Below are 26,600 nucleotides of genomic sequence, written 5' to 3'. Positions count from 1 at the left end.
GTACAGCTATAGTTCGGCAGCCATCTCTGCTATTTTATCGGAAGGATAAATATGAACGCCACCGGTATTGTGTGTAGCAGCATGCACCATGGCCTTGGCCACATCTTCACCGGCAATAGGCTTGTACTTACGTAACGGCCCAACCATTAACTTGCTGAGTGGTGTCATTACTTTGGCTGCAAATTCTTCGCCGGTGCGGTGCTCTTCGCGCTCGCCCAGCAACAACGATGGCCGGAAGATGTGTACTCCCCTGAACTCCAGGTCCTGTATATCGCGCTCCATTTCGCCTTTTACTTTGTTGTAGAAGAACATAGAACCCGCATCAGCGCCCATCGCCGAAACCACCAAGAATTGCGCGGCATTTTTAGCTGCTGTAAGCCGGGCCAGTTCCACCACATAACTGTAGTCTACTTTGTAAAAGTTGGCCTCCGACCCTGCCTTTTTTATAGTTGTGCCCAGGCAACAGAAGACATCATCAGCAACCAGTTCGGTGCTGTACTTTTTCAGGTTATCGAAGTCGATTATTTTCTGATCGAGCTTGGGATGTATGAGCGGTAACTCGCGGCGACCGATGGATATGACCTGGCTATACCTGTCGTTGTTTAGGAGCAGGCGCAGGCAGTGGCTACCCACCAGCCCACTGGCACCGGCAATTAACGCATTTCGGGTTTTTTGCATAAATAGCAGTAGGTTTTCAGCTTATGCAGAGATTACGTTTTTTATACTAGCATAGTCTATATAGTATAATAATTTTACCGAGAAATTATTGTTCTGCGGCGCCTGTAGCATTTTGTTCATATTCTCGATATAGCGCTTCTGTATTTCATGCTGTCTTTCCTCTATAGCATTTTTCCAGACCACCATTAACTCACTGCCCGGGGCAAAACGCCAGCTATACACCAGGTCTATGTTAAAGGTGTTATAGTTGATGTTGTTAAAGCCAAGGTTACCATTGCGCTCAGGCGTGGCTGGCAATAAGCCGCCCTGCCTGGTTAACTCATAAAACTTCTGATACTCTGCCCTGCTCCAGTAGTGGCGCATGTTTAAAGTAAGCCCCGTTTTCTCGTTAAAGATATATGCTCCGGATAAAGTGGTAGTTAAGGTCGTAACAGTTCTGTCGCCAAAAATTGTGTTCTTGCTCTCGTCTCTGCCAGCATAGCCAATGTTGCGAAGCTCTTTTCTATAGTTGTTGCTGTTAGTAAGCAGCAGCTTATCGTTTACCCTGAAACGCGGGCTGAAATTACCCCACCAGCTGAACTGATCGTAACGGTCAGAGCGCCATAAACCGGAAGAAGCATCCAGGGCAAGGCGTTTGCGGTAATCAGTGCTGAAACCGGCATTTGTTTCGTAGGCAGATGGCTTTATGTAAACCTGCGGAAAACTTCTTGCCTCAAAATAATCGTAGGCATTACCCGGTCTGAAACTGGCATTCCAGTATGCACTCATGAAATTACGGAAGCGCACGTTTGTGCTTGCGTTCAGGTTCATGCTCACAAACTCGCGCGGCGCATATAGCATACTCTGGTTCACACTCAGGCTGTTGCTCCAGCTCAAGAACTTCCAAACCGGCTGGTAGAAGTTATAGCTGATGCTGGCACTGTTACTGATCTCGTTGTTATTGCTCAGGAAACCCATGTCGTTTATCTCATAGGTATCTGACTCTACGTGGTGGTTCAGGCCGAAACGCAGATTGCCGCTTATCTTACTGAAGTTTACATTGTACTGGTGCCCCAGGTGCAGGTTTTCTGCTAAGGTATCGCCACGAAGTATAATGTTACTGCCGTATAGTTGGCTCAGGTTACCTCCTGCTCTTATTGCAAAGTTGTTTGTTCTGTCAGCAAAGCGAAGTTGCAGCCCCGATACGTTGGCATCGTAAACGCCTTTAGTGCGAGAAACATTGGTATTGGTAAACGTAACAAACGAATTGCGTGGCAGGGTCTGGTCCAGCACAAACACGTTATAGTTGGTAAAAGGGTCTGTCAGTATCTCGCGTTCTTCTCCAGTCTCTTCGTTCTTTACAGTGGCAAACATGTTGCGGGTAATAGCATTCAGAATGCCGATACCTAGCCCTTTTCTCGTCCTTCCGGATAACTTGGTCGCATTTAAAAGCCCGCTTATAGTTGGGTTTTCCACTATAGTTTCATTCTCTTCTTTTTGCCGGCTTACTAAACCTCTAAACAAAGGAGTTCCCCCGATGCGTCGTGAGTGAAAGATGCCCGCCTTGTTAAACAGCTCTGTGCTTTCAGTAAAGAACTGGCGGTTCTCGCCAAACTTCACTTCAAACGGACTCAGGTTCAGCACCTGGTTATCAGACTGTGCCTGGGTAAAGTCCGGTACCAGGGTTACATCTAACGTAAAGGCATCATTAATACCATACTTTACATCCATACCACCACTCAGGGCATGGCTATAGTTGCTTTTAACTTCGGCATTGCCGGAGTAGTGGTTCAGTGCTCCAGACACATATGGCGTAACCTGCAACCGCACCGGCGACTGTATACCTTCTATGCCAATGGCACGGCCTTCCTGGTTCACAAAGCCTTCTACTGAGTTATCCACGTGGTTCCAGTACGACTTTTCACGGGTGCGACGGATGACACGCATAAAGTTTACACCCCATGTCTGCACCTCAGCTTTCGGGAAACGGATAGCACCGTAGGGTATCTTCATCTCCACTACCCAGCCCTGCTCATTTTTTTTCACGTTACTGGCCCAAACGGCATCCCAGTTCCAGTCTTCACGGCCCTGCGAGAATTTAATATCCGTCTGCACGCCTGCTGCCGAAACCATAAAGGCAAAGGCATTCTGCTTGTCGTTATAAGTATCCAGGTATACGGCAAACATATCGGAGTTATTCTCGCCTGAGTCGCGGGAACCATATTGCGTAAGAATTGAATCCGGTGCCGTATCGTAGAGCATGGCGCCTACATAAACAGCATCGTTATCATATAAAAAGTATACCTCTGTTTTCTGCGACGATGGCATACCGTTGTGCGGGTCATAACGCACAAAGTTGGTTGCCGGTGTAACTGTCTGCCAAACTTCAGGCTCAAGGTATCCGTCCAGCACAGGGGCTTTGGCTGCACGCGTAACTACAGTGGTTTTGCGCTTTAGCTCTGCAGCTTCCGGACCTTTGTTTTTATCGTTATGAGCGGTTGCGGCGTTGACAGAAAAAAAAGTAAAAGTTAAGGCAAAGACGAGATATTTGTAAAACATGGTATTACGGCGCCTGACGAAAGCGCTGCTGTAAAAGGTTGTTAGTCTGGTTAAGGTAAGAGTTTGCGGAAGTATAGCTAACTAGCGCCTGAGCTTGATGTAGTCTTCAAAAATCTCGATCGTACCTGCTTTATACAGGTTGCCGATCGCGCGCTTGAACATCTTCTTGCTCATCCCAACTATACGGTAAATATCTTCCGGGTCACTTTTATCAGACAGGTTTAGGGTACCGTTTTGCTGCTCCAGCAATTCCATTACTTTAGCAGCTGTTTCGTCCATCTCGCTGAAGGTGTCAGCATCGGGTTTTCGTAGCGTTACGTCTATTTTGTTATCCGTGCGGATGGATTTGATATAACCCGGCAGCTTATCGCCTATTTCCAGTTCTTTGAATACCTCATTTCGGTAAAGCAGCCCTTTGTATTGGTTATTGATGATCACGTTGTACCCCAGATCAGTATACTCGGCAACCAGGAGCTCTACCTGTTCGCCTTCTTTTACCTGAATGTCATCGCTATTCAGGTACTTATTTATTTTTGCCGAACCTACAATCCGGTCCGAGGCATCATCTAAATAGATATACACACAGTATTTGCGGCCAGGCACCATTTTCACCTTCTGGTTATTGAGCGGCACCAGCAGGTCTTTTTCCAACCCCCAGTCCAGGAAAGCGCCGAAGCTAGATGTATCTTTACACAGCAAACCAGCAAACTCCCCTACCGTGGCATAAGGCTGCAGGTTGGTGGCAATAACACGGTCTTCGGAATCGCGGTAAACAAACACGCGCACAAAATCCCCTACTTTAGCACCTTCGGGCACATACTTGGCAGGCAGTAGAATATCTCCATCTTCTGAGGTTAAGTATACTCCGAAGTCTACTTCACGTGCTATCTCCAGCTCGTTATAGTTGCCTAAATCCACCATATGTGTTATTGTTTGTTGTGTCTGCTGCCTTTCTACAAATCTAACGAAAAGCTGGGCACATTAAAAAGAGCAGAATGCGCTTTAACTCAAACTATAGGATTTGCACTTTATTTAACACAACTTAATACAACTACAACTATAGGTTATAGTTAGCAAATGCTTACTTCACTAACTGCTTTCTCCTAATGAGCAGCAGTGCCTGTGAAACCAAGCCTAAAACGGGGAGTTCTACCAGCGGGCCTACGACCAGTGCCAATGCTATAAGCGGTATATCTGGAAATGCAGCAACAGCTATTGCTAACGAAATTGGTGAATTTCGGGCCAGTGTGGTCAGGCTCAGGCTTGCCGAATCTGCGTAATTGAGACCTACCCATTTACCTGCAAACAAACTGAGCACAAAATTTATGATGAAGAAAAGCAGCAGCGGAATGAGCATAGTGTACACTACGCTCAGGTTATCAAGCAAAAGTTTTCCTTCTGAAGCAAACATTGCCATTATGGCCAGACCAAGAAATATGATCTGCATCGACTCAAAAAATGGTAGTAACCTGTCCTGAAACAGCGTTTGCCTTTCTGGATTTATCATGAAGTCCCTTGTAGTCTGTGCAAGAATGAATGGCACGGCAATGACCAGAACAATACTCTCCAGCAAGGCACCAATTGGCAGAATGCCTGTCTGGTTAAAAAACAGCAGCAGATAAACCGGCAACAGCACGACCTGCAGCAGTAGATTTAGTGGTAATATGGATGCTGCAAGCACTGTGTTGCCCCTCGCAATACCTGTAAATATGATGTACCAATCAGTGCAGGGCGTCACCATCAGCATTACGAAACCAATCCACAAAGCCTGCTCACCTGAAAGGAACAAATACCCTAACAGGTAGGCAAGCAACGGCGTCCATACGAAGTTGAAGAGCAGGTTTATAGTTAAAAACCTTTTATGCAGAAAGCCTTGCTTCAGCCCTTGCAGCGGCATGGCTAAAAACAAGCCATAAAGCATCAGCATTAAGAACGGGATGATAAAAGAGGCGGCATATGTAGCTACAAAAGGCACCTGTGCAAGAAACAGCCCAAGCAATACAGCAACTAATATAATCAGTGTATGGAGTTTGTTAAGAAGACTCATTGCCTGTTAATCAAATACTAAGTCTATTATTACTCGTGCAAAAGAGAAAATACTGACATGTCAGTATTGCCCGGGAGCGATGCATTTACAAAATGAGATCATGACCCGCAGCGAAGGTACGAGTACAGGACAGGATGGCATTAAATACTGCTACCTATAGTTACGACTCAAACAAAACAGGCTGCCCGGTTAAGACAGCCTGTTGTTTTTATCTTGGTTCAAACGTACCCAGGTTAGCGTAACCCGAGTCGCGGAGGCGTTGGCTCATGGCTTCGTAAAGTATGATACCCGTGGCAACCGATACGTTTAGTGACCCGATCTGTCCTAGCAGCGGAATCCGGACTTTAGCATCGGCACGTTTCAGGTATTCCGGCGAGATGCCATCTTCTTCGCTACCCATCAAAATAGCAGTAGGGCCTACCATGTCCAGAGATCCGTCAGTCAGGTTGGCATCTGTTTTTTCAGTACAGGCTACAATCTGCACGCCGTAGTCTTTCAGGTAATCTATAGTTTCCTTGAGGTTCGGTTCGCGGCAAACCGGCACCAGGTTCAATGCCCCTGCCGATGTTTTCATAGCATCTGCATTTATCTGGGCGCCACCACGGCTTGGGATCACGATAGCATCAACACCCATACATTCAGCGTTTCGGGCAATTGAGCCAAAGTTGCGCACATCGGTAATCCGGTCCAGTATCAGCAGCAGCGGGCTCTTACCCTGCTCAAACAGAGATGTTACAATCTCGTGCAACGGCTGGTAGCTGATAGGCGAAATAAAAGCCACAGCTCCCTGGTGGTTCTTACGCGTTAGGTTGTTTAATTTTTCTACCGGCACTGTAACTACAGGCACATCAAAGCGGCGGGCTTCTGCTATAATCTCGTCGGTGGTTGGGTTTTTGGCTCCTCTAAGCAGGAAAATCTTCTCCAGCGTTTTACCGGCCAGCATGGCTTCAAGTATCGGGCGGGAGCCGAATATCATTTCCAGTTTTTCTTCTTTCGGGGCTCTTGGGCTGCCGTAGCGGTTACCGCTTACATATCTGTTATTCCTGCTCTCCATTTTGCTACTGTGCTGTACCAGCTTTCTTCGTACTCACGACGCCGTATCAGCTCATAATGATTTTCGGTAAAGTTATTCTGTTTTTTTGTAAAAACGAACCTGACATAGAGCTGCATTTCCGTTTCGCGGTAGATCCAGGTCTCGGTGTTCCCTACACGGCTTACATCGCTTGGTGGCCCGTAGATCAGGTAAATCATGCCACGGTCGGTGGCCCAGCCCGGCTTAAATGATGTGTATAGTTTATTTGCCTCTTCTACGCGGCCATAGTATGTTCTGATTAACTCCCTGGCAAGCTGCTTCTCTCCTGCTATTTCCATCCAGAAATCATCTACTGCTTTTTTAACATCAGGTGCATTAAACATCCGCTCACGTTCTGTTGAGGTAGTAAGGTAAATTAGCGGATCCAGCAATTCGCGGGCCATTGTCACCTGCGGAAAATACCAGGGCCTGACTACCAATCCACGTGAAAATTCGCTACGTGGCCAAAGCAGGTAAAGCCCTTCCTGTGGCAACATAAAAGTATCAGCAGCAGCAACTATAGTTGAGTCTAAAGGCTTAACAGCGGTTGGCACTGCTTCCTTCCGAGTAGACATCGGGGGCAGGGCCGGCAAAATATCAGCATTAAACCGGTAAATCAACATGCTGGCAGTATCAGTGCTCTGCAGAACCAAGGAATCTGAGGTGGTCATATAGCCCCGCAGCAGGGGTTTGCCTGTACTTTTGTGTAACAGAATGCCTTGTTTGGTCAGCATATAAGGCTGCAGCTGCACTTTAAATGCTGTCTGCATTCTGGCCTGCCCCGCAAACTCCTGCCATAGTTTAACCTGCAGCGTGTTCGATGCAGCAACCAGCTGGTTTGGAATACTGATACTGGCAATAACCTCATCGGGGCTGCCGGGGCCGGTAATTGTAGCGACTTTGACGGTATCGCGCAGCAAAATTGCTTTGGTGTCGTTAGCCGTTACATCGTAGGTCATGTTGCTGGCTGATCGTTGCAGCTGCATCAGTCGGCTCACATCCGAGAACAGAAAATAAAGCTTCAGGCTGTCGGCACCCGCCTGGTAAGTGTACTGCATTGTAACTTCGGGCCGGGCTGTTGCATTAGTTGCAGCTCTGGCCGGATTTCTTGCCCCCTGTGTGGGCATATTTGTTGGCATGCGCTGGCTGCAGGCAGCTGCCACTATACTTATAGTCAGTATCAGCAATCTATAGAATGCAGCTTTCGGTGCCATGCCAGGGATGATTTAATGAATAATGAAAAGGCCGGAGCGCATGATGTGCTCCGGCCTATTTCTACTGTAAATAGTCATATTTTGTTTAACGACGCATACGCTGCAGGTACTGCATAAACTGTTGCTCCAGTTGTGCTGCACGCTCGTTCATGCCCAGCTCCTGCGCTGCAAACACTAATTGCTGCATCATCAGCATATTTGTCTGTATTTCCATCTCAAACAGGGCACCTTTTGTCAGGTAGTAATTAAGTGCGTCTGTTGAGTATTTCACCATACCTTCCAACAATTCCTGTGCTTTCTTTTCCTCGCCAAGGTCAGCGTAAATAGTGATGAACTGTGGCGTATAGTAATCGTAAGGCACATTTTCTACAGGCAGTACCGTAAAGCAACGGTCTACGAGCGCTTTAGCACGGGTGGTGTTTCCTTCAGCCAGGTAAGCGGCGGCCAGCTTAGCAAACTTGTCACGGGCATTTGCTGTAAAGCGGTAGTAGTTCTCGTCGTAGAAAATAGATGGATCATCGAAGTTGCGGAAAGCAAACTTATTCATCAGGTTATCATACATCACTTCCTTGTTCAGGTATCCCGGGCTGCTCAGGAAAGAACGTTCATCCTGCTCTGTGGTTTTAACAGGCACTACACGGTAGGCCAAACCATCCAGCTGGAAGTAGTCTGACAGACCAATATAGTCAGAACTGTTAACTGTAGTTGAGAAATACACAGGTCGCTCCCAGTTGTTGGTTGCCAGCAGGTCTAAAATTACCAGGTGCTTTTTCTCCAGTAATGATTTGTTTATCACCCATCGCATCTGGTCTACAATTTCGCCTTGTTTCTCTTCCGGTATAAAGTCCATCTGTTTTACCTTCTCCTTATCCACATGCAGCACAAAGGTTTTTGTCGGGAAGGTTGTCAGGGTAGTACCCGGACCGTATTGTACTCTCAGAGCAGGGTGGTTCTGCTTCACAAGCTCTATAAACTGCTTCAGGTCAATACCAGCGGCAACCTGAGGCTTTTCGTCGTATGGCAGGTAGTCGTTAGTTCCCTGGCGGTAGTTTTCAATACCCAGTGTTAGTGGCCATGGCGCAGACTTATAAGCAGGGCGCATCATCTGCTCCACATACCAGTCGGTATTAAGGTAGCTCAATACGGCTACGCGAACATCTGTTCTGTAACCTTCCACTTCCTGGGCATACCACAGCGGGAATGTGTCGTTATCGCCGTTTGTGAATAGAATACCGTTTGGTGCAACAGAGTCAAGCAGGTTCTTAGCTGAATCTACAGACTGATAACGTTTTGACCGGTCGTGGTCGTCCCATCCTTCGGCAGCCATAATAGCTGGTGCCAGCAAGCAAACTATAGTTGCCACCGCAGCACGGGATGTATGGTTACGCAGTACTTTTTCCAGCAATCCGGCCATACCTACTACACCCAGGCCAATCCAGATACTGAAAGCATAGTAAGAACCCGCAAAAGTATAATCACGCTCGCGCGGCTCGGTTGGCGGCTGGTTCAGGTACAACGCAATGGCCATACCAGTAAAGAAGAACAGCAAACCAACTATAAATGCATTCTTTTCATCTTTACGGATCTGCCAGATCAGGCCAAGGATACCTATGATGAGCGGAATTGCAAAGAAGTTGTTACGCGCTTTGCTGTTTGCTACCTGATCAGGCAGGCCAGGTTCGTCTACAAACCATACCACCCCGGAGTTCTGCACATCGCCTTCGCGGCCTACAAAGTTCCACAGGAAGTAGCGCCAGTACATGTGCCCCAGCTGGTAGTTTATCAGGAAGCTCAGGTTCTGGCCGAAGGTCGGCATCTGTCCTTCCTGCAGGTTTACCCATTTCTTGTATTCTGAAATGTGCTGTGGCGCATCGCTGTAAATACGTGGTAACAGCGTCAGGTCCTTATCATCGTACACAGGCTCGATCTTCGGCTGCGTAGCAATGTACTTGTCTTTGCCTTTTATGTAGCGCATGGCACCCTCTTCCTGACCAATTGGCTGGGCATTGTATTGCGGGCCATACAACAGCGGGCGGTTACCATATTGCTCACGCTTCAGGTAAGCCACCATGCTCATAATATCATCCGGGTCGTTTTCGTCTATAGTTGGCTCATAAGAAGAACGGATCGGGATGATCATATAAGAAGAATACCCGATCAGCACAAAAGAGAGGCACAGAAGGGCTGTATTCAGCACACGCATGTTGCGCTTGATAGAATACATGATGCCATAAACTATAGCACCCACAACCAGCAGTACAAAGAAGATAATACCAGAGCCAAACGGCATGCCCAGCGAGTTAACAAAGAACACCTCTACATTACCGGCAATAGAAGGCAGGCCAGGAATGATACCCCAAAGGATAGTTACAACAATTACGGCGCTGATACCAAAAGCGATAAGCCCACCCATAAGGGTAGGTTTGTATAAGCGATAATAATAAATAAACGCAAGCGCCGGTATAGTTACCAGGTTCAGCAAGTGCACTCCTATCGAAAGACCTACCAGGTAAGCAATCAGAACCAGCCATTTATCAGAGTGTGCTTCGCCAACTTTGGCCTCCCAGCGCAACATTGCCCAGAAAACTATAGCTGTAAAGAACGATGACATGGCGTATACTTCCGCTTCTACGGCAGAGAACCAGGCAGAATCAGAGAAGGTATAAGCAAGGGCACCAACTGCGCCCGCACCCATTACCAGCAGGATATTGCCCTTAGTTGGGGTTTCGCCTTCTTTAATCAGAATCTTTTTAGCGAAGATAGTGATGGTCCAGAACAGGAAAAGCACTGTAAAAGAGCTGCAAAGCGCAGAAAGCAGGTTTACCCACCAGGCCACCTGTGTCGGATCGCTGGCCATCATTGAGAACATACGGCCAATTAGCAGGTAGAACGGCGCCCCCGGAGGGTGTGGTACTAAAAGTTTGTAAGAGCAGGCAATAAACTCACCGGCATCCCAGAAACTGGCAGTAGGCTCCAGCGTTAGCACATAAACAATTGTCGCGATCAGGAATACGATCCAGCCTGTAATGTTATTTATCTTCCGATAGTCTGTCATGATAGTTTTAAGGATTGCGCCCCGAAAATACTAAAATATGTGAAGTGTTAGATATAATTGTTGATTGCCGGCTATCGAATATTGAATTATTTACCAGTCAAACTATAGTTTACAGCGCTCTGCTTTTATAACTCACAACATCTGAAACAATTGCCTTAACATATAAAAAGCCGACCATGGGCCGGCTTTTTATAATATATCGTTCATTCTTAAGGTTATTTCTGAAGGATCAGTCGCTTGGTTTCAACAGTTTTATCGTTAACCAGCAAACTATAGAAGTACACACCTGATGGGTACGGACTCATATCCAAGGTAATTTCTTTGGCTTCGGTAGCAGCCAGGTCTTTTGTAAAGATCACGCGGCCAATGGTGTTAGAGATACGGATCTTATAGTTATCACCTCCGGACTGGCTAAGCGTAAGACGTGTAAAGCCTTTAGAAGGGTTTGGATAAGCATTGATAGATGGAACAGCCTTTACATCGCGGGATGGCGTGAAAGACGCCAGCGTAACAGATGCGTACAAACTCTTATCGCTTTTAGGAGCCTCCATGTGAAAAGAAGGCGCTACAGCAGCAGCATATATTTTAGAGCAGGTGTGCTCTTCATCAGGTGCTAAAAACACGGGGCGTGCATTTTGCGCAGAAACAACAAGGCCACCTTTCTTTTCCTGCATCAGCTTCCAGACGGTGTTACCGCCTTTGTAGATCGGGGCATTCCCAGCTATAGCTTCGGCGCTTGCGGCTAGTGCTGCCCCCCCGAGCAGGTGCGAGCTGATAAGGGTGGTTATAAATAATAGTTTAGTAAAAGTCTTCATATAGGGTACTGTTGTTAGATAGACCGTCCTTTATTCAGGATGATCAAATATAGTATAAAAGCTTAAATATATAACTTTTGTATCTGAAAAATCTGATAAATAATTCCAGAAATCATATCAGATCAGCTATCTGTACCCATTTCAAAAATAGTGCCTAACCCCTGATTTATCGCGCTCATATTTTGTAACACAGTTACCAAACTATAGCCTTACACCTAATAAGACAATACACAAATTATAACTTTTACAACACACCGACACAAATAAAACAGCCCCTAAAAACCAAAATAATTACATCCCAAATTCGCTCTCACCTATATTCATATATACTAATTAGTCTATAAACAGCGCTGAAATAACAACACAATTATACTTTACAAAGAACTTGATTGCACCTAATCAACAATACAACAATATAGTGCAACTGCCATAAACCAGCCCCGTTACAACCATTATTAAACTTATTTTAGATTACCCATGAACTGAACTTTACATGAAACCCTATATTTTTTATACCCTGATGATCCTGCTGACCTGGCAAACCGCCGGTGCACAGACTGATCAGCGGCCTTCCGGATGCAGCATCACGGATGGCTGTATCACCTACTCCCTTAATGGGGCCACCCGCTACGATCAGGATACTTACGTGTTAAACTATAGCTTAACAGTTAACTGCTTCAGCCGCCTAGAGTACATTGCTTTTGAACTTCCCGAAAGTGCAGACGCTGATGAGCCATCCAATTTCTTTGCCCGACAAAGCGATTTTATAGTTCACGATGGCAAAACCAGTGGCACAAAACTGGCCACAACTTTCAACGCCATTCAGTTTACAGCTAAAAAAAAGACCGACATCAGCAATGGGAGAACTTATACATTTGAGTACCCCATTTCTGTAACAAACTACAATGCGCTGCCAAATACAAGAGTGCAGGTTAAAGTAGCGGGCAGCTCACCCAGCATCAACTCCATAGACCACCGCACCTGCGCGCCGTTAGCAGGCCAGTTTATGCCGGATTGCCGGATTGACCTGGGCTCGGCAGTTTTCGGATTTACGGGGGTTAGCAATTCGACAAATGGCACAACTACGCTGGGCTTTGTAGTTCAAAACAACATGCCTGACGATGTACAAACTATAGCAATTGAGATTCCGGGCGCACTGAAGGGTGTTAGAGCAGTAAGCAACAACAACGGAAGCAGCTACCAGGCCAACTATAAATACAAAAGCACTTACAGCGACGGACTCCTCATATTTGAATCACAAAACACACGCGGGTTCGCTAATGGCGCCCTGGATCATTTTGAGTTCATTATGCCAGCCGGCACTTTTAACCCAGACGAAAGCTTTACTATAACACTACAGACAAGACAAACTATAGTTAGTACCGGCTTTAACACCGTTACATGCGAAGACATGCCGATCACTCCGCTTCCTGTTGAGCTGCTTTCTTTTAAAGGCAAAGCTACACAGAGTGGCATCGAACTGCAGTGGGAAACTGCATCAGAGCAAAACAACGATCGCTTTGAGGTTGAGCGCAGCACCGACGGGCAAAGCTTTAATAAAATTGGTGAAATAGACGGAGCTGGTAATTCCAGCATTAAGCTTAACTATAGCTATACAGATCCCGTGCTCCGCCAGGGTATTTACTATTATCGCCTGCGCCAGGTAGACCACGATGCAACCGATAGTTATAGCAAAACAATTGCCGTGCAGTTGAGAGCGTTGCCGGGAAGTGGTAAATTCCAGGTGTATCCTAACCCAGCTACAGGCAATGTGATCACGGTATCGGTACTGGGCACAGGCGCTGATGTAAATGGCGGTAACCTGCAGATTGTGGACATGAGCGGTAAAACTCTATTTACAACCGAAATAACAGCCGGCAGCAGGCAACTCGAACTGCCGTTACAACAACTGGGATTAGCGAAAGGCCTCTACATTGTAAACCTGCTGCAGACCTCCGGCACGCAAACACAGAAACTTATAGTTCCTTAACTACCCGCAACACCAGCCATAGTATACCAAAAGGGAAGCAACAGTAGTGCTTCCCTTTTTTAAATATCCTGCTTTACCTAAATCACATAACTGATTTCCTTGAACCCGAAAAACTGGAGCTCGCCGTTGAAGTTCACTCCCAGGCGGCCATCTTCATCTATACCAACTATACTTCCGGGCTCGGTCTTACCGTTAACTATAAACAGATGCTGTTCCTGGTAACGATAGAGGTTTTGCAGGTACTCGTATTTCAGGCGGGCCTGTTTGCCGTTGCGTAGTTCAAGGTAGCGTTTCTCAAGCAACTCGAGCAGGCGGGCCGTAAGTTGCTCCAGGTTTATACCAGTACCGGTAACGGCAGCCAGCGAGGTGGCTGTATCCACACCAAAGTATAACTGATTTATATTTAAACCAATACCCACAATACTATGTTGTAAGGTAGAGCTGCTTATGGTATTCTCAATTAAGATCCCGCCCAGCTTTTTGTCATTAATATAGAGGTCGTTAGGCCACTTAACCTGCGCATCGGTAGCGCCTTTTTCGTGCAAAAGATCAAGCACGGCCAGCGAAACCGCCATGTTCAGGTAAAACTGCTGCCTGACAGGCACGAAAACAGGTGACAGAATAACCGAAAGTGTAATGTTTTTACCGGGCTCAGCCTCCCACGAATTGCCCCGCTGGCCACGCCCTTTCGTTTGTTCGTCCGTAATAACGGTACAGCCTTCTGTGGCTTTATTTTTGATGAGAAGCTGATAGGCCTCAGAGTTTGTAGATTCACATACCGGCAGATAATATAGCTGCTGGCCTATAAACAGCGTATTAGGCAACATAACTTTGACAAAATTTAATATTTTTGTATTTCAAAATTAATCAGCACAAATGAAAGATAGTAAGGTTGAGGCTAATTCAGACATATTGGCAGAGCTTGTAGTAAAAGGAATGCAGGAAAAGAAAGCGTCCGATATTGTTGTGATGAACCTTAAATCACTTAAAAATGCAGTCTCCGACTACTTTATTATAGCATCAGCAAACTCCGACACACAACTGGAAGCAATTGCAAATGCCATAGAAGAAGAAGTTTTTAAAGCAACTAAGCAGAATCCGTGGCAGACCGAAGGCCGTACCAACAGAGAATGGGTGCTGCTGGACTATGTGGATGTGGTAGCACACGTTTTCCTGAGAGATAAACGCGAGTTTTATGCACTGGAAGAACTATGGGGCGACGCACACATCAAGCACGTAGAATCTGTTAACTAACTCAGGCTCTCAAAACAATTTGAAGCGGCCGGAGTTTTTCAAACATTTGATAACTAAATCATGGCAGAAAAGAACAAGAAAGGAAATAACAAAAAAAAGAAGCCGATAATACCTACCACGCCCCCACGCCCAACAATGCAACTTTGGATGCTGGCGGTGCTGATTATGGTGATTTTCGGTCTTACCTATCTTAACCGGAGTAACTCTTCGGTAGAGACCTCGCAAAAGGACTTTGAAGAAATGTTGCTTAGCGGCGACGTAAACAAAGTTACGATTGTAAATAACAAGACCGTAGAAGTATACCTGAAGCAGGAAGCGCTTGAGAACGAAAAGTACAAACAGGAGCTTTCAGACCGTGGTATGATCACGAAGGATAAAGGCCCTCAGTACCACTTCCAGGTAATTTCTGCAGAGCTTTTTAAAGAAGACCTCGACAAACTACAGGCCGATGTGCCGCGAGCTGAACGGGTTCCGATCTACACCGAAGACCGTACCGGCTTCATGGACTTCTTCGCAACATGGGGTTTCCTGATATTGCTGCTGTTTGGTTTTTGGTTCCTGATGCGCCGCGTAACAGCAGGTGGTTCGGGTGGTCAGATCTTTAACATAGGCAAATCTAAAGCTGCCCTGTTTGATGCCGAGAATAAGGTAAAGATCACATTTAAGGATGTGGCCGGCCTTGAGGAAGCAAAAGAAGAAGTGCAGGAGATTGTTGAGTTCCTGAAGAACCCAAGCAAATTCACGATACTAGGTGGTAAAATACCAAAAGGCGCCCTGCTTGTTGGCCCTCCGGGTACAGGTAAAACGTTATTAGCGAAAGCCGTAGCCGGTGAAGCCGATGTTCCGTTCTTCTCTTTGTCGGGTTCCGACTTCGTAGAGATGTTCGTGGGTGTGGGTGCTGCCCGTGTACGCGACCTGTTTAAGCAGGCAAAAGCCAAAGCGCCATGTATCATTTTTATAGATGAGATCGATGCGATTGGCCGTCACCGTAGCCGTGGCCAGGTGCCAGGTGGTAACGATGAGCGCGAAAATACACTGAACTCCCTGCTTGTAGAGATGGATGGTTTCGCAACCGACTCAGGAGTAATTATTCTTGCCGCTACGAACCGTCCTGATACGCTTGACTCTGCCCTGTTGCGTCCGGGACGTTTCGACCGCCAGATCAGTATCGACAAGCCGGATATTAATGGCCGTACCGAAATATTTAATGTACACCTTGGCCCGCTTACGCTTGCGCCGGATGTAAACGCTAAAAACCTTGCTGCTCAGACACCAGGCTTTGCCGGTGCCGAAATTGCCAACGTGTGTAACGAAGCTGCCCTGATTGCGGCGCGTCGTAACAAGAAAGCAGTAGACCAGCAGGACTTTAACGATGCCATTGACCGTGTGATTGGTGGTCTGGAGAAGAAGAACAAGATTATCTCTCCGGAAGAGAAGAAAATTGTGGCTTACCACGAAGCTGGCCATGCGGTAGCTGGCTGGTTCCTGGAGCACGCCGATCCGTTGGTAAAAGTAAGTATAGTTCCGCGTGGTGTAGCTGCGTTGGGTTATGCACAGTATTTACCAAAAGAGCAGTTCCTGTATACTACAGAGCAGTTGATTGATGAGATGTGCATGGCGCTTGGTGGCCGTGCTGCTGAGGAGATCGTGTTCGGTAAAATATCAACCGGTGCGCTGAGCGACCTGGAACGCATTACCAAAATGGCCTACAGCATTGTAACCATGTATGGTATGAACCCTAAGATCGGTAACGTATCGTTCTACGATTCGAAGCAGTCGGATATGCAGTTTAACAAACCATATTCTGAAGCCACAGCCGAAACGATAGACGAGGAAGTACGCTCCCTGATTAAAGCTGCTTACGACCGTACTATAGCCCTGCTTACCGAGAAGCGCGACAAACTGGAGATCATTGCTCAGGAACTGCTTGAGAAAGAGATCCTGTTCCAGAGCGACCTGGAGCGCCTTGTTGGTCCTCGTCCGTTTGACGCACTTACAACGTACCAGGCACACACTGCAGGTACCGACCGCAGCCAGACCAAGAGCGAAGTTGAACAGAATCATCCGGTAGAGTTTGGTAATACCCAGCCTGATGAAGATGTGCCAAGCTCTGCAAACGGAAATGGCCAGTCTGCTACCGAAAAGGAAGATAACCTGAATACAAGAACAGCTTGAAGCTAAACAGGCATGTACGAAGCAAAAACCAAAGAAATAGTATTAAGAAAAGTAAGAGAGGCGCTGGCTAAGCCAGCGCCTTTTCTGCCTCCTACCCCTGATTTCACTTCTCCACTGCACCACACTGCTACCGATGATCTGTCTGTGGTGTTTGTAGAGGCTTTTATTAAGAACAGTGGTACCTTTGTTTACTGCGAAAACGAAGAAGATTTCTTTGATCAACTTTATACGTTTAAACGTGAGCAAAACATTGAGCACCTGTTTGTGTGGGAAGCAAACCTGCAGAAAGCACTTTACCATGCCGGCATAGAGTACACCGACTCTGAACAGGATTTTGTACAGAAAGCTCAGGCAAGCCTCACCACCTGCGAGTCGCTTATTACACGCACAGGCAGTATTCTGGTAAGCTCTGCCAATGCTGGTGGCCGCCGGTTAAGTATTTATCCGGAAACGCACCTGGTGGTAGCAAAAGCCAGCCAGCTGGTACCCGACATTAAGGATGGCCTGCAAAAGCTGCGCGATAAGTATAAAGAAAATTACCCGTCAATGGTATCGCTGGTGAGTGGCCCAAGCCGTACTGCCGATATCGAAAAAACCCTTGTTATGGGTGCTCATGGCCCAAAACAACTCGTACTTTTCCTGATAGATGACCTTCCGAATTGATCAGCTTGCCCCGGGCAAGAAAATATATTTTGCATCTGATTTTCATTTGGGAGTGCCGGACGCTGCAACCAGCAGAGCCCGCGAACAGAAGATTGTGCGCTGGCTGGACCAGGTAAAGCACGATGCGGCGGCTATTCTCCTGCTCGGCGACATTTTCGACTTCTGGTTCGAATACCGCCACACGATACCCAAAGGCTTTATCCGGCTACAAGGTAAACTGGCCGAAATTACTGACTCTGGTATACCGGTGCTGTTTTTCACGGGTAACCACGATATGTGGATGTTTGACTACTTTCCGAAAGAGCTAAACATTCCTATTCTCCGTGAACCCATCTCGACAACTATAAATGGCCACTCTTTTTACATTGGGCACGGCGATGGTTTAGGTCCCGGCGACCACACCTATAAGGTCATCAAAAAAGTATTTGCCAATAAAGTCTGTCAGTGGGCCTTTGCACGCATCCACCCGAACCTGGGTATCGGCATTGCCAACATGTGGTCGCGCAAGAGCCGCATCAGCAATGTTGAGAAGGATGAAAAGTTTTTAGGTGAAGATGAGTGGCTGGTACAATACTGCCGTGAAGTGGAAGCTGAACAGCACCACGATTACTATATTTTCGGGCACCGGCATTTACCGCTCGATTTACCTATTGGCGACAAAAGCCGCTATGTGAACCTGGGAGAATGGGTTAATTTTTGCTCTTATGCTGTTTATGACGGACAGAACCTAACCCTTGAGCATTTTGAAGCCTGACAGAACGATAGCGATATTTTGTCTGCTACTGCTAACTATAGCCAGTAGTTTTGCTCAGGAGCGGCAACCCCAGTTTCTGCAAACTATACCTGTTGGCTCTACAACCGCAATTTCTGCCGACCGCAACGGAAGTGTATACCTGCTTAACCCACGCCGTAACCTGGTGCATTTAGATTCGCTGGGCAGGCTGGTTACGGTTTACTCGCCGCAAACCATACTTAGCCGCAACACAACTGTAGACGCCGGCAACCCGCTTAAAGTACTTGTCTTTACACCCGATCGTCAGGAACTGCTCCTACTCGACCGGTTCCTGCGCCCTATTAGCAGCACAAGCCTGTCAGAATTTGGGATAGCCGAGACAATACGCGCCGCTGCACTTGCTTCTGACGACAGTTTCTGGCTGTTTAATGAAACTGACTTTGCACTGAGCAAACTGGACATGCGCATGCGTAAAGTAGTGTTCGATACACCGCTCAGCCTGGTGCTTGACCAAAACCGGTTTGATGTGAGAATGATCCGCGAATACCAGAACCAGGTTTACCTGCTTGACTACAACGGCGGTATTTATGTGTTTGATAACCTGGGCAACTATAAACAAAAGCTTCCGCTAACCGAGGTACCGTTTATGGGCTTTCTGGGCAATGAACTATACTTTGTAAAAGAAGGCAACCTGCACTTTTACAACCTGTATAAGCAACAGCAGCGCACCATATCTTTCCCAAAAGAGAAGAAATACACTACAGCGCTGGCTACCAAAAACCGTTTATACTTATTCTCGCGTAACAGCGCCGACGTTTACAGTTGGTAACTATTTCGTCTCCCCAGAAAAGATCTTAAGTCCTACCACGCCAGCTATAATCATCAGAATGCAGACGATACGAATAGCATCGCGTGGTTCGTTTAGGAAAACAATACCCAGAATTGCGGTGCCGGCTGCTCCAATTCCAGTCCAGATACCGTAAGCTGTTCCCAGTGGCAGCTCTTTCATGGCCTGCGCCAGCAGCACGAAGCTCAGGATCATAACGGCAACGGTTACAACGCTCACTACTGGCTTTGTAAATCCTTCACTGTATTTTAGTCCGAAAGCCCAGCCTATTTCACAAATTCCAGCCAATATCAGGTATATCCACGCCATTTCAGATAGGTTTATAGTTCACGCAAAAGTAATGTTTTAGAGGCTGATGTTTATGTAGTCTTGCTTTGTTATTTAACTATAGTTTTCTTTTGGCATCCCGAGCATTCTTAAGACGAGAGTCGAAGAGAGCCAGCGTAGCTGTGAAGGTTCTTAGATATCCTATAGTTAACTTCTGTTCTGTCATTTCGAACATCGTGAGAAATCTATTACAAACTATAGTTGAGGTTGTCGTTCTATAGCTAACTAACATTACAACTAGATACAAGCAGCTTATTCTATAGTTACCTCCTATCCTGGGAGCTTTACTGGCCTACTGTGCTATAGTTGCTTTGTTGCGCTCACGGCCGCGGGGCCCCGTCTTCGGGCATCGCGCTGCTGCCTTCTTGCTACCCTCGCTGCGCTCGTGTTGCCTGACGGCACCGCAACAAGTCAAAGGCGCTCAACCCAAAGACTGTGATCAATCGATAGCTATAGTTCGTTTATAGCTTGAGTAGCTATAGTTGCATCGCCTTTCCGTGGTGGTAATTCAGCGGGGCAGGCTGCGCCTGTCTGCCCGTGGTTTGCAACTATAGCAGAATAGCCCAAACTATAGAGTGAACAGAAATTCCCCTCTTGGGAGGGGTAGGGGTGGGTTAATGCTAACTATAGAACTATAGCTGCAACTTTAGCGAAAACGTAAGTGTCCCCTTGAGGGGACCATAGGGGTGTTAAATGTCAACTATAGAACGATAAAATAAACTATAGTAGGAACAACTCCCCGCCTTAGACAAGGAGGGGATAAAGGGGTGGTTGGACCAATGGCAACTATAGAACTGTAGCTCCTAACTATAGTAAACAACCCAATCCCAAAACCCATCAAATCCACATTAATCCACGGTTCACACAGCCAATATTCTATTCCAGTGCCATGATCATCTCAAACTGGCCTAAAAAGCGGGTGAAATTACGACGTTTCAGGAATGAGATGAAAGCAACTGCTTCAGTATCTACATTCAGCAGCATTAAGGCCGGAGCTATAGTTAAGTTCTTAACTTCCTTAAGCAAGGCTTTCCCAATTCCTTCGCCCCGGAAAGCAGGCACTACAGCGAATTGTGCAATGGCTCCGGTCTTCGGGAAAAATGCAGCGTACCCAACCAGTTCATCACCTGCATCACGGGCTTCTAAAACGACCTTCTCATCAGGGCTGCGGACTATGGCGCCAGAGGTATTCTGCCAGGTGGGTGCCACATCACAGAAATGGCTATAGTTGACCCAGTCGGGTTTAGAAACCTGCGCAATCTTAATATTTTCTGGCAGCGATACATTAAGCAGTAAATCATCTTTCTTCGCCCTGAAACAATCCAGCGAACGGGTAATCTTCAGGCCAATGGCTTCATAGGATTTGAGCGCCGGCGTATTCTCCTGTATTACCTCCAGCAGACACTGCTCCATGCCACTCTGCTTAAGTTTTATTAGCAGGTGATCGTACATCTTTTTGGTAAGGCCATGGCCTCTGTGTTCCGGAACTACACCTGTACCTGCATTATATCCGGTCGGTTTTTGGTTATAGTTGCCAATACCTGTGAGTATAAACCCGACCAGGTTTGCACCTTCGTATGCGCCCACACAAAAGGTTGGTTCAATGCTTTCGCGTTTCAGCTTGGTGTAAAATTGCTCTTCCGTTAGCTGTATTGGCACAAAATAATCAGCAAATGCTTTCAGAAACGTCTGGTGCACTTCAGGCATATCCTGCGCGCGCAGAAAGCTGATGGTATAGGGGCTATCTTTCATAGTTTTATAGTTTTAAGGGCAAGCTGTAAAATTATGGGGTATTGCAGGTAATCGCAACGTTGTCCACCAGATACGCAGTTTATAGTTCCAGTTTACCCCGATAGGCTACTGCTGTTGCCAGCGCACCAACACATGCCACAATAGTAACTATAACTTTAACCCCTATTGCAATTGTAGCCAGACTGTATACTGCTACAAGCAGCAAAATGGTGAGCAGTAACCACGCAATCGGGTAATAAGGCACAAGAGAAGTGCTACGGTAGGCTTTCATGTAAAATCCGGCATAGCCCATGTACATAAGCGAAGCAAACGTGGTATAAGCTGCGGCCTGGTAGCCAAAGATCGGCACAAAAATAAAGTTAAGTACTACGTTACCTACTCCTGCCACCACCGAGATCTGCCATAGTTTATCTGTTTGTTCGCGGTAGGTCAGCGTATTGATCACGGCTATGTACATGGGCCTGTAGTTGCATGCCATCAGCATAACTATAGCCAAAGGATATGCCTGTTGCAGGGTTTCGTTCTTTATCAGCAACAAAAAAACCTCCCGCATCCAGAGCGAGCCCAGGGTAGTAGCAAACAAAAAAAGCACCTGCAGTAAAAAAGTCAGCCTACGAACCTGCAGTGCAGCTTCATAAGTCCGCTCCTGTGCCAGGTACTTCATGTAAAACGGTGAGGCTGCCTGCATAACGGCGCTGGTTGCCAGCATAAAATAACCCCCAAAACTGGCAGCCAAATTGTATAAACCGATTCGTTGTATGGGCACACGCAACACATCCAGCACCAGCCTGTCAGAGGTATCCATCATAAAAAGCGCCATGTTGTGCGGCACAACCGGCAACGATACCCGAAGCGAATGCCTGATCCGTTGCCACTTAAACCTGAAGATAGGCCATAGTTTAAGCCTGAAATACAGGTGATGTCCGTTCAGAATAAAACCTACTGCGGTAGCAATAAAAGTAGCGTAAAACCAGCCTCTGTAAGCAAGTCCGAGGTAAGCGATGGTATAAACATTGAGCGCTACAATCAGGGCGCCAACTATAAAAGAACGGATAGCCAGCGGCACCGGGCGTTGTGCCAGTTGCCAGTAGATTGTACTCTGTGTTTCCGTCATTTGGAACAGCATGATAGGCACACCGCAAAGCAAGGCTATTTCCAAGCGGTGCGCGTCGGCCTCGGCGGGTACCAGAAAGTACAAGCTAACTATAACCAGCAGGCCATACACCAACGACCAAACCGAAATAAAACCGTTGAGTTGCCGCCATATCCATCCAAAACGCTCCGGGTGCCTGGCATAGCTATTCACCAGCACCACATTTACCCCCAAACTCTGCAGCATCGTAAACACTGACACATAAGCCATTACCACACCTGCCACGCCATAGTCGGCGGAAGTAAGGTAACGGGTAATTATAGGTAACGTAAACACACCGGCAAGCCGGGGCGCCTGTGCAGCCAATCCATAAATTACCGCATGTGTAAATAATTTGCGAAGCATTGCTTAAAATTATAGTTTAAATCCCAGCATCTTGCATACAACATAATTTTTTGCAGTGCATATGGGGCGCAGTTGGCTCCTAAGCTGTACATTTAAACCTGTGCGACACCATTGGCACAAAAAATTAGTATATTTGTTACTTATCAGATTAAGAAAACAAGAATTCATAGCTATATAAAGGAGATTAAAAGTGGGTTGTAATTCATGTTCCAGTGGCGGATGCGGCACTAGCACCAAACCAGGTGGCTGCAAAAGCAACGGCGGCTGCAGCACAGGAGGCTGTAACCGTTTAAATGTCTTCGACTGGCTCAGCGATATGGAAATACCTGTATCGTTTGAGGAGTTCGACATTGTAGAAGTAAGATTTAAAGGAGGCCGCAAGGACTTCTATCGCAATATTAACCGGTTAGACCTGACAACCGGCGACGCTGTAATTGTAGATGTGCCCAACGGCCACCATGTAGGCTTTGTTTCGCTGAAAGGTGAACTCGTGCGCCTGCAGATGCTGAAGAAAAAAGTGGAGAACAACGAGGAAATCCGCAGCATCTACCGCATCGCTACCGAGCAGGACATGGCCAGGTTTAACGAAGTTCGTGACCTGGAAAGCGGCGCCATGTACCGATCGCGCGAGATCATTCAGCAACTTGGCTTAAGAATGAAGCTCTCGGATGTAGAATACCAGGCTGATAAAAGCAAAGCTACCTTCTATTACTCTGCCGATGACCGCGTAGACTTCCGTGACCTGATTAAGAAGCTGGCTGAAGAGTTTAAAGTACGTATTGAGATGCGCCAGATAAGCCTGCGCCACGAAGCTGGCCGCTTAGGTGGCATCGGCTCATGCGGTCGTGAACTATGCTGCTCTACCTGGCTCACCGATTTTAAAAGTGTTTCAACTACAGCAGCGCGTTACCAGAACCTTTCGCTCAACCCAAGTAAGCTTTCGGGGCAGTGCGGCCGCCTGAAGTGCTGCCTGAATTATGAGTTGGAAACGTACATGGAGGCGCTTAAGGACATCCCAACCGTAAACCGCCCGCTACAGACCAAGAACGGAGACGCTTTTCTGCAGAAAACCGACATCTTTAAAAAGATGATGTGGTTTGGCTTTAAAGGCGACAACAACTGGTACCCGGTGCCGGTAGAGCGCGTGCAGGAAATTCTGGAGCAAAACGCCAAAGGCATTGCGGTAGACTCGCTGGTAGTGGAGGTTGAAGAAGAACCAAAACACAACGAGTTTGTTGCACAGGTAGAAGGTAGCCTGGAGCGCCTCGACGACAAGTATAAGTCGAAGAAGAAAAAGAAGAAGAAAAAGAAAAAAGATACGGATGCCGTAGCGTCTGCAGATGCCCCCGCCGCACAGGTTAAAGAAAAGAAACAGCAGCCTGCCCAAGACCAGCGCGAAGGTGAGCCTCGACAGAAACGACAGAAGCCAGCCAACCGCAACCGTGGCCGCGATAACCGTGAACGGGACAACAACCGGGAACGCGATGGAAGCAGAGAACGTGGTGAGCAGGGTCAGAACCGTGGCAACCGCGAACCTAGAGCGCCGCGCGAAGGTGGCAACAGACCTGCTCCGGCAGCACAGGCGCAACCAGGCCCGGATGGACAGCAACCACAGCAACCTAAAAAACAACGATCACGCAAACCGTTCCGAAATAGAAAACCGGATCAGAATAAACCTGGCACCGATGCATAAGAACCTGATATGCTGGGCAGCAGCAATGCTGCTGTTGCTCACATCCTGCGACCCGGCACGTGTGTATGAACAAAACGTAGATATGCCCGATAACAGCTGGGCGATAGACAACGCACCCGTGTTCGAGTTTGAGATTACAGAGCCCAACCAGCAGTATGCCATTTATGTGAATGTGCGCTACGACCTGGAGTATGCTTTTTATAACCTGTACCTGCAGCATGAGCTCACCGGTCCCGACGGAAAGGAGATATCACAGGAACTGCATGAGGTACTGCTAATGGATCCTAAAACCGGAAAACCACAGGGCAAAGGCTCTTCCGACACCTTTGACATGCAGCAACTTATACTCGACAATGTGACCTTCCCGGAGGCAGGTAAGTATAAAATTAAAATCACACAGTACATGCGCCGCGACCCGCTGCCGAACATAAAGGCCATTGGGGTGAGAGTAGCCAAAAAGTAAGATTATAGTCATATCCGGCAAAGCCCGCAACGCAATTTACACACGCGCTGCGGGCTTTTTCTTTTAGCTTGTCCGGATTTATAGTTACTGCGTAGTATAGGTATTGCAAATTGAACCTCATACATATACCTAATATCTGGTCCTACAACGAAGCATGGAAACTACCCTTGTCATTCTTGGATTCCTGTTCACACTTTTTTCCTTTCTGCCATTCCTTAAAGTGCCCTGGTGGTGGGTACGCGTGCTGGACTTTCCGAGGCTGCACGTGGCTGTACTATTAACTATTGTTACGGCAGCTTACTGCTTACAGTATTCGCAATGGACCATTACCGAAATTGCTATGCTGGCACTATGGATTATAGCCATTCTGAATCAGGTGCGGTATATTTATCATTTTACGCCACTTGCCAAAGTAGAAGCACTGCGCACCGAAAAACAGCAGCCAGCCAACGCCTTTACCATGATGATTGCGAATGTGCGTATGGTTAACAAAAAGTATCAGGCGTTTATGGAACTGGTACTGCAAGAAGACCCCGATATACTGGTGATGAACGAGCCGGATGAAGCCTGGCATCAGAATGTACGCAAAGAGTTTGATACCCGCTTCCCATACCACATTAAGAAGCCGCTTGACAATACGTATGGCATGATGCTGTACAGCAAACTTAAGTTAACCGGCAGCGAAGTAAGGTTTCTGGTGGAAGATAAAATTCCGTCGTTTTACACACAGGTAGAGCTGCCCGGAGGAAAAAGGTTTGAGCTTTACACAGTACACCCCCAGCCACCACGCCTGCTGAAAGATACAGAAACACGCGAGGCAGAGCTGCTGCTGGTAGCCAAAATGGTAAAGAAAACCGGGCGCCCCAGCATTGTAGCCGGCGACCTGAACGATGTTGCCTGGTCCAGAACGACAAAGCTCTTTAAGCAGATAAGCGGCCTGCTTGACCCACGCGTTGGGCGCGGTTTTTATAACACCTACAATGCCTTTGTACCCTTGTTCCGCTATCCCCTCGATCATGTTTTTTATGATCCGTCTTTCCGGTTACTGGGTTTGCGCCTGCTCGATAAGTTTGGTTCAGATCACCTGCCCATCATTATCTCGCTGAACTATGAGCCGGAGCGGGAAGACGAACAAGATGTACCGGTAGCAGATGCCGAAGATTACCAGGAAGCAAATGAACTGATACAGGAGGGATTGGAGAAAGGCGAGGAACGCAACGAGAAAAAGCAGAACAAGGGCTAATAAAAAACCCGCTCAGCGAACTGAGCGGGCTAAAAATGATGAATGAGCCCGAAGGCTTATATTGTTAATAACTTAGATTTTCTCTACGTTAATAGCATTCAATCCTTTTTTACCGTCTTTAACGTCGTAAGAAACGCGGTCGTTCTCACGGATCTCGCTCGTAAGACCTGTCTGGTGTACGAAGATCTCCTGGTTTGTATCGTCAGCGATGATGAAACCGAAACCTTTTGATACGTTAAAGAATTTTACTTTACCTGTTTGCATGATAAATAATTTTTTAATAATTGCAGTAAAGGTAACAAACACTGACCAATACAATTGCTATTCTGCTCAATTATTTTTTTACCCGAACATTTCATGGGTTCACTTTTACCGCTCTAAAACTGCTCCATGCACTCTCCCGGTTTCGTAAAATTTCAGAGGTTGCATTGTGATATAGCAATAACCATGTTCCACTAGGTGCGTATAGTTAAAGCGATCAGTTTTGCTTTACGGGCACATTTCAAAGCCTGAAGGAGGGAAACGGAAAGTGGCTGATACACC

At 47.0% G+C, this 26,600-nt stretch carries 22 protein-coding genes; 9 read left to right on the top strand and 13 right to left on the bottom strand.

Features of this window, described 5'->3' with window-relative positions; genetic code table 11:
- Positions 1-6: 6 nt before the first annotated feature.
- From GXP69_RS04120 to GXP69_RS04085, 8 genes are all read right to left on the bottom strand, one after another.
- Positions 7-678 carry an oxidoreductase gene (locus tag GXP69_RS04120; RefSeq protein WP_163912645.1) on the bottom strand — a complete coding sequence of 224 codons (672 nt, stop codon included), beginning with the start codon at positions 676-678 and terminating at the stop codon, positions 7-9.
- A 21-nt stretch (positions 679-699) separates the two neighbouring features.
- Positions 700-3,216 carry a DUF5916 domain-containing protein gene (locus tag GXP69_RS04115; protein WP_163912643.1) on the bottom strand — a complete coding sequence of 839 codons (2,517 nt, stop codon included), beginning with the start codon at positions 3,214-3,216 and terminating at the stop codon, positions 700-702.
- Positions 3,217-3,297: 81 nt separating this feature from the next.
- Entirely contained in the window at positions 3,298-4,137 is an 840-nt protein-coding gene (locus tag GXP69_RS04110; protein ID WP_163912642.1) for a CvfB family protein, read from the bottom strand.
- A 160-nt stretch (positions 4,138-4,297) separates the two neighbouring features.
- Entirely contained in the window at positions 4,298-5,263 is a 966-nt protein-coding gene (locus tag GXP69_RS04105; protein WP_163912640.1) for an arsenic resistance protein, read from the bottom strand.
- A gap of 208 nt (positions 5,264-5,471) precedes the next feature.
- On the bottom strand, positions 5,472-6,317 hold the full coding sequence (gene rlmB, locus GXP69_RS04100; RefSeq protein ID WP_163912638.1) for a 23S rRNA (guanosine(2251)-2'-O)-methyltransferase RlmB: 846 nt from the start codon (positions 6,315-6,317) through the stop codon (positions 5,472-5,474).
- Positions 6,290-7,549, bottom strand: coding sequence for a GWxTD domain-containing protein (locus tag GXP69_RS04095; RefSeq protein WP_235925545.1), 1,260 nt, complete (start codon positions 7,547-7,549; stop codon positions 6,290-6,292). Before GXP69_RS04095 ends, rlmB begins: the two co-directional genes overlap by 28 nt.
- 85 nt (positions 7,550-7,634) lie before the next feature.
- Positions 7,635-10,604 carry a glycosyltransferase family 117 protein gene (locus GXP69_RS04090; RefSeq protein WP_163912636.1) on the bottom strand — a complete coding sequence of 990 codons (2,970 nt, stop codon included), beginning with the start codon at positions 10,602-10,604 and terminating at the stop codon, positions 7,635-7,637.
- Positions 10,605-10,819: 215 nt separating this feature from the next.
- The gene (locus tag GXP69_RS04085) at positions 10,820-11,419 is read right to left on the bottom strand and encodes a T9SS type A sorting domain-containing protein (protein WP_163912634.1); all 600 of its coding nucleotides are present in this window, start codon (positions 11,417-11,419) and stop codon (positions 10,820-10,822) included.
- 493 nt (positions 11,420-11,912) lie between these two features.
- Here GXP69_RS04085 and GXP69_RS04080 point away from each other — a divergent pair, with 493 nt between their 5' ends.
- Positions 11,913-13,409 carry a T9SS type A sorting domain-containing protein gene (locus GXP69_RS04080; protein WP_163912632.1) on the top strand — a complete coding sequence of 499 codons (1,497 nt, stop codon included), beginning with the start codon at positions 11,913-11,915 and terminating at the stop codon, positions 13,407-13,409.
- A gap of 77 nt (positions 13,410-13,486) precedes the next feature.
- Here GXP69_RS04080 and GXP69_RS04075 read toward each other — a convergent pair whose 3' ends face one another.
- Positions 13,487-14,236 (bottom strand): biotin--[acetyl-CoA-carboxylase] ligase, encoded by a 750-nt coding sequence (locus GXP69_RS04075; RefSeq protein WP_163912630.1) that lies wholly within the window; start codon positions 14,234-14,236, stop codon positions 13,487-13,489.
- A 49-nt stretch (positions 14,237-14,285) separates the two neighbouring features.
- On the opposite strand from GXP69_RS04075, the gene rsfS reads away from it, so the two are divergent.
- The 5 genes from rsfS to GXP69_RS04050 are packed head-to-tail and all read left to right on the top strand — an operon-like array spanning position 14,286 to position 19,063.
- Positions 14,286-14,663 (top strand): ribosome silencing factor, encoded by a 378-nt coding sequence (gene rsfS / locus GXP69_RS04070; RefSeq protein ID WP_163912628.1) that lies wholly within the window; start codon positions 14,286-14,288, stop codon positions 14,661-14,663.
- A 60-nt stretch (positions 14,664-14,723) separates the two neighbouring features.
- A complete protein-coding gene (ftsH, locus tag GXP69_RS04065; RefSeq protein ID WP_163912626.1) occupies positions 14,724-16,838 on the top strand; it encodes an ATP-dependent zinc metalloprotease FtsH in 2,115 nt (704 codons plus the stop codon).
- Positions 16,839-16,850: 12 nt separating this feature from the next.
- Positions 16,851-17,501: a LutC/YkgG family protein gene (locus GXP69_RS04060; RefSeq protein WP_163912624.1), complete on the top strand. Its 651-nt coding sequence runs from the start codon at positions 16,851-16,853 to the stop codon at positions 17,499-17,501.
- Positions 17,485-18,255, top strand: a complete 771-nt coding sequence (locus tag GXP69_RS04055; RefSeq protein ID WP_163912622.1) for a UDP-2,3-diacylglucosamine diphosphatase — start codon at positions 17,485-17,487, stop codon at positions 18,253-18,255. Before GXP69_RS04060 ends, GXP69_RS04055 begins: the two co-directional genes overlap by 17 nt.
- On the top strand, positions 18,236-19,063 hold the full coding sequence (locus GXP69_RS04050; RefSeq protein ID WP_235925544.1) for a hypothetical protein: 828 nt from the start codon (positions 18,236-18,238) through the stop codon (positions 19,061-19,063). Before GXP69_RS04055 ends, GXP69_RS04050 begins: the two co-directional genes overlap by 20 nt.
- Here GXP69_RS04050 and GXP69_RS04045 read toward each other — a convergent pair whose 3' ends face one another.
- From GXP69_RS04045 to GXP69_RS04035, 3 genes are all read right to left on the bottom strand, one after another.
- Entirely contained in the window at positions 19,064-19,390 is a 327-nt protein-coding gene (locus tag GXP69_RS04045) for a DMT family transporter (RefSeq protein WP_163912620.1), read from the bottom strand.
- Positions 19,391-20,284: 894 nt separating this feature from the next.
- Complete coding sequence (locus tag GXP69_RS04040) at positions 20,285-21,160, bottom strand: GNAT family N-acetyltransferase (RefSeq protein ID WP_163912618.1); 876 nt, start codon at positions 21,158-21,160, stop codon at positions 20,285-20,287.
- A 79-nt stretch (positions 21,161-21,239) separates the two neighbouring features.
- On the bottom strand, positions 21,240-22,658 hold the full coding sequence (locus tag GXP69_RS04035) for a lipopolysaccharide biosynthesis protein (protein WP_163912616.1): 1,419 nt from the start codon (positions 22,656-22,658) through the stop codon (positions 21,240-21,242).
- A gap of 316 nt (positions 22,659-22,974) precedes the next feature.
- Between GXP69_RS04035 and ricT the strand changes: the two genes are divergently transcribed.
- The 3 genes from ricT (at position 22,975) to GXP69_RS04020 (ending at position 26,057) form a co-directional block, all read left to right on the top strand.
- Positions 22,975-24,351, top strand: coding sequence for a PSP1 domain-containing protein (gene ricT / locus GXP69_RS04030; RefSeq protein ID WP_163912613.1), 1,377 nt, complete (start codon positions 22,975-22,977; stop codon positions 24,349-24,351).
- Positions 24,344-24,814, top strand: a complete 471-nt coding sequence (locus tag GXP69_RS04025; RefSeq protein ID WP_163912611.1) for a gliding motility lipoprotein GldH — start codon at positions 24,344-24,346, stop codon at positions 24,812-24,814. Before ricT ends, GXP69_RS04025 begins: the two co-directional genes overlap by 8 nt.
- A gap of 154 nt (positions 24,815-24,968) precedes the next feature.
- The gene (locus tag GXP69_RS04020; RefSeq protein WP_163912609.1) at positions 24,969-26,057 is read left to right on the top strand and encodes an endonuclease/exonuclease/phosphatase family protein; all 1,089 of its coding nucleotides are present in this window, start codon (positions 24,969-24,971) and stop codon (positions 26,055-26,057) included.
- Between the two features lie 72 nt (positions 26,058-26,129).
- Here GXP69_RS04020 and GXP69_RS04015 read toward each other — a convergent pair whose 3' ends face one another.
- Positions 26,130-26,321, bottom strand: a complete 192-nt coding sequence (locus GXP69_RS04015; protein WP_163912607.1) for a cold-shock protein — start codon at positions 26,319-26,321, stop codon at positions 26,130-26,132.
- Positions 26,322-26,600 lie beyond the last annotated feature (279 nt).

Source organism: Pontibacter burrus, from assembly GCF_010686685.1.
In the GTDB taxonomy this organism is placed as follows: domain Bacteria; phylum Bacteroidota; class Bacteroidia; order Cytophagales; family Hymenobacteraceae; genus Pontibacter; species Pontibacter burrus.
The sequence above is the reverse complement of the archived record's forward strand: the minus strand, read 5'-3'. Positions and strand labels throughout refer to the sequence as shown.